This window comes from Micromonospora sp. NPDC127501 (assembly GCF_040302185.1).
Lineage (GTDB): Bacteria > Actinomycetota > Actinomycetes > Mycobacteriales > Micromonosporaceae > Micromonospora.
In genome coordinates this window covers 186,479-198,864 of record NZ_JBEORJ010000006.1, presented here as the reverse complement: position 1 = coordinate 198,864, position 12,386 = coordinate 186,479, and the positions used below count along the sequence as shown (strand labels likewise).

At 73.9% G+C, this 12,386-nt stretch carries 14 protein-coding genes; 6 read left to right on the top strand and 8 right to left on the bottom strand.

Annotation, left to right across the window (positions count from 1 at the left end):
* Positions 1 to 39 precede the first annotated feature (39 nt).
* The gene (locus ABTW72_RS16095) at positions 40 to 570 is read left to right on the top strand and encodes a DUF488 domain-containing protein (RefSeq protein WP_350859395.1); all 531 of its coding nucleotides are present in this window, start codon (positions 40 to 42) and stop codon (positions 568 to 570) included.
* Position 571: 1 nt separating this feature from the next.
* Here the strand turns inward: ABTW72_RS16095 and ABTW72_RS16090 are convergent, their stop codons facing one another.
* From ABTW72_RS16090 to bioB, 3 genes are read right to left on the bottom strand one after another with little or no spacing between them, the layout of a single operon-like run.
* Positions 572 to 1,078, bottom strand: a complete 507-nt coding sequence (locus tag ABTW72_RS16090) for a GNAT family N-acetyltransferase (protein WP_350859393.1) — start codon at positions 1,076 to 1,078, stop codon at positions 572 to 574.
* Between the two features lie 4 nt (positions 1,079 to 1,082).
* The gene (gene bsaP, locus ABTW72_RS16085) at positions 1,083 to 1,274 is read right to left on the bottom strand and encodes a biotin synthase auxiliary protein BsaP (protein ID WP_112675545.1); all 192 of its coding nucleotides are present in this window, start codon (positions 1,272 to 1,274) and stop codon (positions 1,083 to 1,085) included.
* 5 nt (positions 1,275 to 1,279) lie between these two features.
* Positions 1,280 to 2,275, bottom strand: a complete 996-nt coding sequence (gene bioB / locus ABTW72_RS16080; RefSeq protein ID WP_112585025.1) for a biotin synthase BioB — start codon at positions 2,273 to 2,275, stop codon at positions 1,280 to 1,282.
* A 320-nt stretch (positions 2,276 to 2,595) separates the two neighbouring features.
* Here bioB and ABTW72_RS16075 point away from each other — a divergent pair, with 320 nt between their 5' ends.
* The 4 genes from ABTW72_RS16075 to ABTW72_RS16060 are packed head-to-tail and all read left to right on the top strand — an operon-like array spanning position 2,596 to position 6,757.
* Positions 2,596 to 3,732 carry an 8-amino-7-oxononanoate synthase gene (locus ABTW72_RS16075; RefSeq protein ID WP_350859390.1) on the top strand — a complete coding sequence of 379 codons (1,137 nt, stop codon included), beginning with the start codon at positions 2,596 to 2,598 and terminating at the stop codon, positions 3,730 to 3,732.
* Positions 3,729 to 4,454 carry a dethiobiotin synthase gene (bioD, locus tag ABTW72_RS16070; RefSeq protein ID WP_238671926.1) on the top strand — a complete coding sequence of 242 codons (726 nt, stop codon included), beginning with the start codon at positions 3,729 to 3,731 and terminating at the stop codon, positions 4,452 to 4,454. The genes ABTW72_RS16075 and bioD overlap by 4 nt, the downstream gene beginning before the upstream one ends.
* A gap of 54 nt (positions 4,455 to 4,508) precedes the next feature.
* Entirely contained in the window at positions 4,509 to 6,080 is a 1,572-nt protein-coding gene (locus ABTW72_RS16065; protein WP_350859387.1) for a sensor histidine kinase, read from the top strand.
* Positions 6,080 to 6,757, top strand: a complete 678-nt coding sequence (locus ABTW72_RS16060) for a response regulator transcription factor (RefSeq protein ID WP_350859384.1) — start codon at positions 6,080 to 6,082, stop codon at positions 6,755 to 6,757. Before ABTW72_RS16065 ends, ABTW72_RS16060 begins: the two co-directional genes overlap by 1 nt.
* 36 nt (positions 6,758 to 6,793) lie before the next feature.
* Here the strand turns inward: ABTW72_RS16060 and ABTW72_RS16055 are convergent, their stop codons facing one another.
* The 5 genes from ABTW72_RS16055 to ABTW72_RS16035 form a co-directional block, all read right to left on the bottom strand.
* Positions 6,794 to 7,570 (bottom strand): ABC transporter permease subunit, encoded by a 777-nt coding sequence (locus tag ABTW72_RS16055; protein ID WP_350859382.1) that lies wholly within the window; start codon positions 7,568 to 7,570, stop codon positions 6,794 to 6,796.
* Positions 7,567 to 8,499: an ABC transporter ATP-binding protein gene (locus tag ABTW72_RS16050; protein ID WP_091400745.1), complete on the bottom strand. Its 933-nt coding sequence runs from the start codon at positions 8,497 to 8,499 to the stop codon at positions 7,567 to 7,569. The genes ABTW72_RS16055 and ABTW72_RS16050 overlap by 4 nt, the downstream gene beginning before the upstream one ends.
* An 89-nt stretch (positions 8,500 to 8,588) precedes the next feature.
* Entirely contained in the window at positions 8,589 to 9,437 is an 849-nt protein-coding gene (locus ABTW72_RS16045; protein WP_350859379.1) for a polysaccharide deacetylase family protein, read from the bottom strand.
* Positions 9,438 to 9,461: 24 nt separating this feature from the next.
* Positions 9,462 to 10,643, bottom strand: coding sequence for a cytochrome P450 (locus ABTW72_RS16040; protein ID WP_350859376.1), 1,182 nt, complete (start codon positions 10,641 to 10,643; stop codon positions 9,462 to 9,464).
* A 9-nt stretch (positions 10,644 to 10,652) separates the two neighbouring features.
* Positions 10,653 to 11,321: a class I SAM-dependent methyltransferase gene (locus ABTW72_RS16035; RefSeq protein WP_350859373.1), complete on the bottom strand. Its 669-nt coding sequence runs from the start codon at positions 11,319 to 11,321 to the stop codon at positions 10,653 to 10,655.
* A 150-nt stretch (positions 11,322 to 11,471) separates the two neighbouring features.
* On the opposite strand from ABTW72_RS16035, the gene ABTW72_RS16030 reads away from it, so the two are divergent.
* The gene (locus tag ABTW72_RS16030; RefSeq protein ID WP_350859370.1) at positions 11,472 to 12,365 is read left to right on the top strand and encodes a hypothetical protein; all 894 of its coding nucleotides are present in this window, start codon (positions 11,472 to 11,474) and stop codon (positions 12,363 to 12,365) included.
* Positions 12,366 to 12,386 lie beyond the last annotated feature (21 nt).

Sequence of the window (12,386 nt, the reverse complement as noted above, 5' to 3'; positions counted from 1 at the left end):
GGTGGGATAGGTCGGCGGGATTCCGGGCATGTCACGGTCGTGCGGGAGTTGCTGACCGTGGGACACGGCGCGGCCGATCGAGGCCGGCTGGGAGAGTTGCTGACCGGAGCCGGGATAGCCCAGGTGGTGGACGTGCGGCGATACCCAGCCAGCCGCACCAATCCGGACGTCCGCCGCGAGGAACTCGAACGGTGGCTGCCCGAGTGCGGCGTCGACTACCGGTGGGAGCCACGGCTCGGCGGACGACGGCACGTGCCGGCCGGGGAGCCGGAGCCGGACACCTGGTGGACGGTCGCGGCGTTCCGGGCGTACGCCGCCCACACCCGGACGGCCGAGTTCGACGACGCGCTCGCCGAGGTGCTCGCCGAGGCGGATCGTCGGACCACCGCGATCATGTGCAGCGAGAGCGTGTGGTGGCGCTGCCACCGGCGGTTGATCGCCGACGTCGCGACGCTGGGCAACGGAGTCCCCGTGGCGCACCTGATGCCGGACGGCCGCCTCAGCCCGCACCGGCCGGCCGAGGGCGCCCGCCGACTGCCCGACGGTCACCTGCTGTGGGACGACGCCTGAGTCACTCCACGAGGTCGTCGGCGAGCAGGTCCATCAACAGGCCGTCGTGCCAGCGGCCGTCCGCGCCGCGCTCGTAGCGGCGCAGCACCCCCACCGGGCGAAAACCAACCTTCGCGTACGCCCGGATGGCGGCGCTGTTCGCCGCGGCCGGGTCGATGGTGAAGCGGTGGTGGCCGTACTCGTCGATCAGGTGTCGGGCCAGGGTGCGGATGGCGTCACCGCCGAGGCCGGCGCCGCGCTCCGCCGGGTCGAGGAAGACGTCCAGGCTGGCGTGCCGGTAGTCCGGGTCCGCCTCGGCGTACCACTGGATCGCGCCGACGACCCGACCGTCGTGCTCGATCGCGTACACGTGCAGGTCGCCGTCGGCGAGGTCGGCGCGCACGGAGTCGGCCAGGTCGTCGCCGCCCCGCCACCACCGGCGCACCTCCGGGTCGGCCCGGATCGCGGCGAGGGCCGGCACGTCCGCGACCGTCGCCGGTCGTAGTGTCACCGCCCGCCCTCGCAGCACCGGCTCAGCCCCGGATCTCGCCGTGCTCGACGCAGACCGCCGACCAGCCCACCGGCAGCACCTGCACCTTCATCCGGCGACGGCAGCGGGGGCAGAACCGGGGCGGCTCCAACTGGCGGGCCGACGCGCAGCCCGGGTGGGCGGTGGCCGTCGCCGACTCACCGCACCGGTCGCACCACAGCTCCGTCGTCGTCATGGTCGTCACAGCGTGGCGGAGAGCGCCTTGACCGGCATCTTCAACTCGTCCAGCAACTCCAGGTCGGCCGTCGCCGGTCGACCCAGCGTGGTCAGGTAGTTGCCGACGATCACCGCGTTGATGCCACCGAGCAGACCATCGCGGGTGCCGAGGTCGCCGAGGGTGATCTCGCGACCACCGGCGTAGCGCAGGATGGTGCGCGGCATGGCCAGCCGGAACGCGGCGATGGCCCGCAGCGCGTCCTTGCCCTCCACCACCGGACGGTCACCCAGCGGGGTGCCGGGACGCGGGTTGAGGAAGTTGAGCGGCACCTCGTGCGGGTTCAGCTCGGCGAGCTGCGCGGCGAACTCGGCCCGCTGCTCGACGGTCTCACCGAGGCCGAGGATGCCACCACAGCACACCTCCATGCCGGAGTCGCGCACCATCCGCAGCGTCTCCCAGCGCTCCTCCCACGAGTGCGTGGTGACCACGTTGGGGAAGTACGACCGGCAGGTCTCCAGATTGTGGTTGTAACGGTGCACGCCCATGTCGACCAGGTCGTCGACCTGCTCCTTGCTGAGCATGCCCAGCGACGCGGCGACCTGGATGTCGACCTCCGCCTTGATGGCGGCGACGCCCTCACGCATCTGCTTCATCAGCCGGGCGTCCGGACCGCGGACCGCCGCGACGATGCAGAACTCGGTGGCCCCGGTCGCGGCGGTCTGCTTCGCAGCCTCGACCAACGACGGGATGTCCAGCCAGACCGAGCGCACCGGCGAGGTGAACAGGCCCGACTGCGAGCAGAAGTGGCAGTCTTCCGGGCAACCGCCGGTCTTGAGCGAGACGATGCCCTCGACCTCGACCTCCGGGCCGCACCAGCGCATCCGCACGTCGTGAGCGAGCTGGAGGGCGGCGGGCAGGTGCTCGTCGGGCAGGTTCAGCACGGCGAGGACGCCGGCCTGATCGAGGCCGACACCGTCACCCAGGACCTGGGTCCGGGCCTGGTCGAGGATCTCTGGCATGGCTCGTACCCTACTAGGCCTGTGCGAGAGCCCCCGGTCGAGCCGAGACGGAGTCCGGGTGGCGGTCCGGCGAGGCGGATGTTCGTCCGGATACCGGCGTTGTATCCCGACGAACATCCAACGCGGCCGGTCGTTGTCTGGGCCCGTCGCGGGCCGGCCGGGGGCTCTCGCACAGGCCTTGGGCCTCCCGATCAGCCGGAATGCCCTGGCAGCTCGTGGACAGCTCGCACCGAGTGGAATCGTCGGGCCGGTGGCGGCGGGTGGTAATTTCGCCCGGCGGGTGTCGGGCTGACCGGCACGCACAGCGGGGGAGGGTGACGGTGGCGGACTGGCTGGCGGCGCTCGACCGCCGCGCGGAGCTGCGGGCGAAGGCCGGGCTCACCAGGCGACTGCATCCGCGTCCGGCCGACGATCAGATGACCGATCTGGCCGGCAACGACTACCTCGGCCTGGCCACCCATCCGGACGTCGTCGCCGCGGCCACGGCGGCCCTGTCGGCGTACGGGCTGGGGGCGACCGGGTCGCGACTGGTCCGGGGCTCCACCGCCGCGCACCGGGTGCTGGAAGAGGACCTGGCCCGCTGGCTGGGCACCGACGGCGCCCTGGTCTTCTCCTCCGGCTACCTGGCCAACCTCGGCGCGCTGCGGGCGCTCGTCCAACCTCGGACGCTGCTCGTCTCCGACGCGCACAACCACGCGTCGCTGATCGACGGCTGCCGCATCTCCGGCGCGGAGACGGTGGTCACCCCGCACGCCGACGTCGACGCGGTAGCCGCCGCGCTGGCGGCCGCTCCCGGCCGCCCGGCGGTGGTGGTGACGGAGTCGGTCTTCTCGGTGGACGGTGATCTCGCCCCGCTGGCTCGGCTGCACGCCGTGGCCCGCCGTCACGGCGCGCTGCTGCTGGTCGACGACGCGCACGCGCTGGGCCTGACCGGCCCGGCCGGCGCGGGCGCGGTGGCGGCCACCGGGCTGGCCGGCGAGCCGGACGTGGTGGTGACCGCCACCCTGTCCAAGGCGCTCGGTGGCGCGGGTGGCGTTGTCGCCGGCCCGGCCGAGTTCGTCCGGCATCTGGTCGAGACCGGGCGCACGTTCATCTTCGACACGGCACTGCCGCCGGCGGTCGCCGCCGGTGTGCACGCCGCATTACGGCTCGCCCAGGCCGGCGACGACCGGCGCTCCGAGCTCTCCGACCGGGTGGGACTGGCGGTCGGTCGACTGCGGGCGGCCGGGCTGACCGTCTCCGCCCCGGACGCGGCGGTGATCTCGGTGACCGCCCCGGGGCCGGAGGCGGCGACCGCGTGGGCCGCGGACTGCCGGGACCGGGGCGTCGCGGTGGGCTGTTTCCGGCCGCCATCCACCCCGGACAGCCGCTCCCGCCTGCGCCTCACGGTCAGCGCGGGGGTGCCCCGGGCGGCGTTCGAGCGGGCGTTGGACGTCATCGTGGACTGTGCCCCATGACCGGGTGGGCGGGGTCGGTGCTGGTTACCGGGACGGACACCGAGGTCGGCAAGACGGTGGTGACCGCGGCGATCGCGGCGGCCGCGCAGGCCGCCGGGCTGCGGGTGGCGGTGGTCAAACCCGGTCAGACCGGTACGGCCGGCGGTGAGCCCGGCGATGTGGACGCGGTGAACCGGCTGGCCGCGCCGCTGACCGGTCGAACCCTGGCCAGCTACCCGGATCCGCTCGCCCCGTTGGCCGCCGCGCGGGTAGCGGACCTGCCGCCGCTGGAGTTGTACACGGCGGTGGACGCCGTCCGTGCGGAGGCCGACAAGCACGACCTCGTGCTGATCGAGGGCGCGGGTGGTTTGCTGGTTCCGATGGGGCTGCGGCCGTCGGGGGAGCCGTGGACGATGGCCGACCTGGCGGTGTCGCTCGGCGCGCCCGCGGTGGTGGTCGCGCGCGCCGGGTTGGGCACGCTCAACCACACCGCGTTGACCCTGGAGGCGCTGGACCGTAGGGCGGTGCCGGCCGGCGTGGTGATCGGTGCCTGGCCGGCCCGGCCGGAGCTGGTGCACTGGACGAACCTCACCGACCTGGTGCCGAACCTGCTCGGCGCGCTGCCCGACGGCGCTGGCGCGATGGACCCGGGCGTGTTCCGGCGGTCCGCGCCGGGTTGGCTCACCCCGGCCCTGCACGGCGTGCTCGACGACTGGCGGGTCTGGGCCGAGGAGAGCGGCTGAACACCTGACTTTCGTCGGTGTCCGCGCAGGTCGGGCGTGGGTAGCCTGACCGCCGTGCGGATCCTCGACTTCGCGCCGCCGGGTTGGCTGCACCGGCGGCGTCGCCTGCTGCTGGACGTGCTGCTCTGGGCGGTGGTGGTCGCCCCGGTCGGCTACGCCGAGGTCAGCCCGCCCTATACGCGGTACACGCTGCCGCTGCTGGTCGGCAAGCTGCTGGTGCTCAGTGTGGCGGTGGTGGCGAGTCGACGTCAGCCGTTGGTCGCCCTGGTGCTGGCCGTGCTCGGGTCGTTGGTCGACGGCAACTTCGTGTTCGCGATTCCGGTCTTCAGTTATCTCGCCGGGCGGCGCAGCGCCACAGTGGGTCCAGCGATCATGGTCTTCGTGCTGATCACGGCCGGTGGCACGGCGCTCAACCTGGGGCTGCTCGGCGCCGGCGCGGCCACCTGGTTCCTGCTCGCCTCGGTGCTGCTCTTCGCCGCCGTGTTTCCCTGGTTGGTCGGCCGGTACCGCCGCCAGCAGCAGGAGTTGACCGACGCCGGCCGCCGGCACGTCGACGCGCTGACCCGCGAGCAGCGGGGTGCCGCCGAGCGGATCCGGCTGCGTGAGCGGGCCCGGATCGCCGGGGAGATGCACGACTCGCTCGGTCACGACCTCAGCCTGATCGCGTTGCGCGCCGCCGCCCTGGAGGTCGCCGCCGACCTGGACGACCGGCACCGGGCCGCGGCGGGGGAGTTGCGGGCCAGCGTCTCCGCCGCCACCGAGCGACTGCACGAGATCATCGGGGTGCTCCGCGAGGAGGCTGGCGCGTCGCTGCGTCCGAGCGGGGAGACCGTGGCCGACCTGGTCGACGGTGCCCGGGAGGCCGGGATGGCGGTACGGCTGGACACCGCCCCGGTGGTCGCGGACCTACCGGCGATGACCGGGCACGCGGCGCACCGGATCGTGCGCGAGGCGCTGACCAACGCGGCCCGGTACGCGCCGGGTGCCGCGGTCGACGTGCGCCTCACCCGCGACGGTGACCGGGTCGAGGTGACAGTCGTCAACGACGCACCGCCGGCCGGGCCGCTGCCCGCCCCGCCGTCGCAGGGCAGTGGGCTGCTCGCCCTCGCCGAGCGGGTCCGCCTCGCCGGCGGGACGCTCGACGCCGGCCACCGGGCCGACGGCGGGTTCGCGGTACGGGCGGTGTTGCCGGCCACTGCGGCGACGCCGGAGGCGATCGGGTCGGCGGCCGAGGCCGGGGCGACGTCCTGGTCCGACGAGCGGCCCGGTCCGGCGGAGCGGCCGGTGGACGCCGAGCGGCGGCTGCACGACGCCCGGCGGCGGGTTCGACGCAGCCTGCTGGTGGCGCTCGTCGCCCCGATTGGTTTCGCCCTGGTGCTCTCGTTCGTCTACTACCCGGTGGCGACCGCCGGGACGGTGCTGGACCGGGCCACCTTCGACCAGATGCGCGTCGGCGCGGCCCGGTCCGAGCTGGTCGGGCTGCCCCGGCGGCAGTTGGAACGCCCGACACCGGTCGACCAGGCCGGCTGCGAGTACTACACCGACGGCAACTTCCCCCTCGCCGCGCCGACCTGGCGACTCTGCTTCACCGACGGCCGGCTGGTCAGCAAGGAGTGGATCGCGTAGTGGACACCGACACGACGGGGGCACCGCCGATCCGGGTGGTACTGGCCGACGACGAGGCGATGATCCGGGCCGGTGTCCGGGCCATCCTCGCCAGCGATCCCGGCATCGAGGTGGTCGCCGAGGCCGGCGACGGGCACGCGGCGGTGGAGCTGGTCCGGGCCCACCGACCCCGGGTCGCGCTGCTGGACATCCGGATGCCGCGGCTGGACGGGTTGGCCGCCGCGGCCGAGATCCGCCGGATCGTGCCGGACACCGCGACCATCATGCTGACCACCTTCGGCGAGGACGACCACGTGGCACGGGCGCTCGGGCACGGTGCCAGCGGGTTCCTCCTCAAGGCCGGCGACCCGCGTGAGCTGATCGCCGGTGTGCACGCCGTCGCCGACGGTGGGGCGTACCTGTCGCCGAGGGTGGCCCGCCGGGTGATCGAGCTGGGGGCAGACCGGCTGGCCCGTCGACCCGCCGCCCGCGAGCGTGCGGCGGAGCTGACCGAGCGGGAACGGGAGGTGCTGGCCCTGGTCGGGGCGGGCCTCTCCAACGCCGAGATCGCCCGCCGGCTGCACCTCGTGGAGGGCACCGTGAAGAGTTACCTGACCAGCATCTTCACCCGGCTGGACGTACGCAACCGGGTACAGGCGGCGATCCTGGCGTACGAGGCGGGGTTGGTCGACGGCTGAGCGGGGGCCGGGGAGCCCCCACTCAGCCGACATCCCTTACGCGTCGCGGCGGCGCAGCGCGGCCCGGCCCAGCAGCAGCGCGGCGGCGGCCCACCCGGCGAGCAGGAGCAGTCCGACCAGGGGCGGGTACGGCTCGGTGTCGCCGGCCAGGAAGTGCCCGCCGGCCACGCCCGGGAACACGTCGGCGATCCGGTTCAGCACGTCGATGTCCGGCTCCTGGAGCGACAGCGGCACGATCATCAGGGTGGCGAGGAGGACGGTGAGCGTGAGCACCGCACTGCGCAACGCGGCCCCGAGTCCCAGGGCGAGCACACCGATCAGCGCCAGGTAGGTCGCCACCGCCACGATGTCGCCGATCGTGTCGGCGGCCGGGGCGCTGCCCCACTCGCCGAGCACCGGCCGGGCGACCAGGGCACCCATGCCGCCGAGCAGCAGCCCGAGCGCGAAGGTGACCGCCCCGGCGACCGCGGCCTTGGCCAGCAGTACGCGACCACGGGACGGGGTGCACTGCAACGTCGTGCGGATGGTGCCACTGGTGAACTCGGCGGTGATCGCGAGCAGGCCCAGCGCCAGCACCACGTACTGGGTCAACTCGACCGAATCGATCAGCACGCTGCCGACGGTGACCATCCCCCGGTCGTCGGTCGGGTCGTCGTTGGTGTTGTCGTTCGCCGCGTAGATGGCCAGCTGGCCGGCGCTCGCGGCCATCACCAGCAGCCCGGCCAGCGCCGTCCACCAGGTGCTCCGTACCGAGGAGAGCTTGGTCCACTCGGCGGCCACGGCGCCGTGACGGGTGCTGGTGCTGGTGCTCATCGCGCCCCACCTCCGGTCGGACCACCCGCGTACTCGACGCTGTCGGCGGTCAGCTCCATGAACGCCTGCTCCAGCGACGCGGCGTGCGCGCTCAGCTCGTGCAGTCGTACCCCCAGTTCGTGGGCCAGGTCGCCGACCTGGTCGGCGGTGGCGCCGGTGACGGTCAGCTCGTTCCGGTCGGCCGCCTCGACGCTCGCCCCGGCGGCGGTGAGGCGCGCGGCCAGCGCGGCCAGCCCGTCCGGGTGCGGGCTGCGGACCCGGACCGCGACGGTGCTGCGGGCGATCACCTCGCCGATCGGCTCGTCGGCGAGCAGTCGCCCCCGGCCGATCACCACGAGCTGGTCGGCGGTGAGCTGCATCTCGCTCATGAGGTGGCTGGAAACGAAGATCGTGCGCCCCTCGTCGGCCAGTGAGCGCATCAGCTGCCGCACCCAGCGCACCCCGTCCGGGTCGAGCCCGTTCACCGGCTCGTCGAACATCAGCACCGGCGGGTCGCCGAGCAGCGCGCCGGCGATGCCGAGCCGTTGGCCCATGCCGAGCGAGAGCGTCCGCCCCGGCTTGGCGGCGGCCCGTCCGTCCAGCCCGACGGTGTCCAACACCTCGTCGACCCGGCGGGTCGGGATGCCGTTGCTGTGCGCCATGGCCCGCAGGTGCGCCCGGCCGGACCGGGCCGGGTGGATGGCCCGGGCGTCGAGCAGCGCGCCCACCTCGTGCAGCGGCCGGCGCAATTCCCGGTACGCGCGCCCGCCCACCAGGGCCTGCCCGGCGGTGGGACGGTCCAGCCCGAGGATCATCCGCATGGTGGTGGACTTGCCGGCGCCGTTCGGCCCGAGGAAACCGGTGACCCGGCCGGGCGCGATGTCGACGGTCAGCGCGTCGACCGCGACGGTCGACCCGAACCGTTTCGTCAACCCACGTAATGTGATCATGCGCTGACGCTAGGCGAGCGGCCTGCCGCTCCGCCGCGCCCGAACGGCACCACCCACCCCTGACTTTCGTCAGGACGGTGGCGGGCTGATCACCGTACGTACTGCTCCAGCAGCGCCGGCGTGAGCCCGGCCCGGTGGATCGCCTTCAACGCCGCGAGCAGGTCGTCCATCAGCGCCGGTCGGAAGTGCATCAGCAGCACGTCGCCGGGTTGGACCACCTTCTCCGGGGTCTGGTAGCGCACCTTTCCCTCGTGGACGGTCTCGGTCCAGTGGAAGACCGCCTTCGCGCCGCAGTCGTGCGCGGCCTTCAGTGTGGTGCTGTCATGCTCACCGAACGGTGGCCGGAACAGTGTGGGCCGCTTGCCGAACAGCCCCTCCAACTTGTCGGCGGCACCGCAGATCTCCTGCTTCTGGTAGTCGTACGACCGGCCGGCCAGCGAGTTGTGTGTGATGGTGTGGTTCTCCACGACGCCGCCCACCGCCTCGATCTGCCGGAAGTAGTCGGTGTGCTCCTCCGCCGCTGGCGAGTTGAGGAACATCGTCACCGGGATGCGCGCCTCCCAGATGAAGTCGATCACTCCCGGCGGGCGGGCCAACCCACCGTCGTCGATGGTGATGAAGGCGACCTTCTGGTCGGTCGGCAGGCGGTGCCAGAACGCCGCCGAACCGGTCGCGGGCAACGCCACCGGTTGCGGCAGCGGCGCCTCGGGAAACGTCGGCACCTGGGACACGTACCAGGCCAGGCTCTTGAACGCGGGCTTCGCGGTCACCGACGGCGAGGCCGAGACGGTCGGCGCCGGTGCGGACGGAGTCGGCTGGGCCGCGGTGATCTGCCGAGCGTGCGCCGGGTGGCCGGGACCGACTGTGCAGGCAGTCAACGCCAGCAGGGCCAGAAGCGTTACGACGGCAGGGATCCGGCGGGTGGGGATGGCTGACACGCCCGGAAACATACCGAGCGGATGTCAGGTTTCGGTGACCCCGGGGGAGCGGCGGACCACGAACGCGTCCGGCATCCGGAAGGTGAGATTGTCCGGGCACCAGGGCGGGCGGAGCACTGTCACCCCGTCCAGCAGAGGCGCGGCCTCGGCCACCACGACGGCCGCCTCCATCCGGGCCAGCACGTCCCCGACACAGCGGTGCGCGCCCGCCCCGAACGCCAGGTGTCGGCGGGATCCACGCTGGCCCGGACGGAACTCGTCGGGCGACTCCACGATTGCCGGGTCCCGACCGGCGCGGCCCAGCCACAGCACGAGGCTGCTGCCCGCCGGGACCTGCGTGCCGCCCAGCGTGCTCTCCGTGGTCGCCACCCGCCGCCAGGTGACGATCGGTGGTTCCAGCCGCAATCCCTCCTCCACCACGTCGGCCACCGCGACCTCGCCGGTGCGCAGGCCGGCCCGGACCGAGGGCTCGTTGGCCAGCCGGTGCAGTAGCAGGGTGAGGAACTGCGAGGTGGTCTCCTGCCCGGCGACCAACAGGAAGAAGAGCGCGCCGACCACCACGTCCGGCGGGTGCCCGGCCGCGCGCAGCTCGGCGGCCAGACCGCCACCGACGGCCGCGAAGTCACGCAGGACCCGGTGGAACCGGCCCACCTCGGCGGCGAGCGCCACCTGCCGGTCGGCGTCCAGTGGTGCCCAGAACAGCTCCAACGCGGCGCGGGCGAACTCCTTGACCGCGCCGACCGGCGCGTCCGGCAACTCGACCAGCCGGGCCAGCACCAGCAGCGGCAGGTCGGCGGCGAGGTCCGCGTACAGGTCGACCGGCGCACCGGCGTCGAGCGCGGCGTCGATCCGGGCGACCCGGTCCCGGACCAGCGCGGTGAGCCACTGCCGCTGCGCGGCCACCCGGGCGGGGTGCAACGCCTCCGCGACGATCGCCCGGATCTGCGGATGGCTGACGCCCGAGTTGTTCGCCAGGGTCGGCGGCAGCCGGAACCGGTGCCCGGCGAGCACCCGCAGCGCGGTCACCGGCATCGGTGTCACCGCGTCCAGCGCGTTGTCCGGCCGGTAGGTGACCGGGTCGGCGAGGACCTGGCGGACCAGCGCGTGCCGGGTCACGACCAGGTGGGTGCCGCCGACGTGGTCCGGCACCCGGGCCACGTCCGGCCATGCGGGGTCGGCCACCTGCGCCCAGCTGCGGAACAGCACCCGGACACGCTAGCTGGAGGCTCCCGGCAGCCCGGCCCGCAGCCGCCAGACGGTGGTGCGCTTCACCCGCACGCTCTCCAGCGCCTCCGGCACCGGCACGTCGTACCCGGCCACCTCGTCGAAGCGGTCCCGGGGCAGGAACGCCCGGCCAGGGTCACCGACCAGCGCCGGCGCGCCGGCCCGGGCGGCGCGCAGCAGGAACCGCAGCACCCGGCGGGCCATCGCCTCGCTGTAGAAGACGTCTCCGGCGAGCACCACCTCGGCGTCCCCGGCGTCACCGTCGAGGATGTCGCCGAACTCGGCGTCGACGCGTACCCCGTTGGCCTCGGCGTTGAGGGCGACCGCCGCCACCGCCAGCTCGTCCACCTCGACGGCCCGCACGGACGCCGCGCCGGCGCGGGCGGCGGCGATGGCCACCAGACCGGAGCCGGAGGCGAGGTCGAGCACCCGCCGGCCGGCGACCAGCTCCGGGTGGTCGGTGACGTGGCGGGCGAGGGCCTGCCCGCCGGCCCAGGCGAACGCCCAGAACGGCGGCGGCCGGTCGCTGGAGAACTCGCCCTCGGTCAGCTCCCACAGGCCGATCGGCTCGTCCGCCTGGTGCAGCCGCACCTCGGGAACGAAGGGGACCGGGGCCAGCCGGGCGTGCAGCCGGACGAACGTGCTGGAGAGCTCGGACACGGCGTGATTCTCCCAGCGGCCCGGCTCCCGGCGTGTCGCGGGGGAGCGGTGACCGGTTCACCACGGTCGGTGAAAAGCCACCCCGTCCTTGCCGTCCGGTGCGAACACACCCGTCTGGTCGGCGCGGTGCCCCGCTTCTAGCGTTGCGGGGTGGAGGCAACCGAACGGAGGACGGCGGTGGTGACGGTGTGGCGGTATGCGCTGAGGGCAGGGGTGGTGCTGGCCTGTCTGAGCGGGGTGGAGCTGGCGGTGGCCGCCCCGGCACAGGCGGCCTTCACCACCGAGATGAGCGGCCTGCCGGGACGGTTCACGGCCGGCGAGCAGGTGCGGACGATCTCCGCGGTGGTCTCCCAGACGGATCGGCGCGCCAGGTGCGCGAAGGTGCGCTGGTCGATGGTGCTCAGCGTGCAGGGGGGCCTCCGGCTCGACCAGGTGAAGATGGACCGGGTGGAGGAGACCGGCGACTTTCCGCTGGAGATCCGTACCGAAGGTGACGTGGCCCGGTTGACCGACCGGCAGCTCGACCCGGGCACGCTCTGCCCGGGCCGCACGGTCACGGCGCGCTACCGGGTGGCCTTCGCCGAGGACGTCACCCAGGGGCGGGTCACCCTCGCAGCCGAGGCGTACGACGCCAACCTGCGCCTGCTGGCCCGGCAGACCGCCACCCGCTCGGTGGTGGGGGTGGGCGGCGCTCCGACCAGTACACCGAAGCCGACGGCGACCCCGCCGGAGCCCACCGAATCCGCGAGCGCGCCGGCCGAGGGCGAGAGTACGGCGACGGAGGAGCCGGGCGCGGAGTACCCGGCCGAGGCCGTGCCACCGGCGGCCAACCGCCCGGTCTCGCAGTCCGGCGCGTTCGGCGTGGTGCAGGTCGCCTTCCTGCTCGGCGGGCTGCTGCTCTTCCTCGGGGTGGGGCTGCTGCTGAGGCTGCGGCACCTGACCCGGGCCGCGGCCGGGGACGTCGACGGGGGCGAGGGTCCCCCGGTGGACCGGCGCTGGGAGCGCCCGGCGGTCGCCGACCCCTGGCGCCGAGCGCACCGCTGATCGAGGCCCGCGCTGGGAACG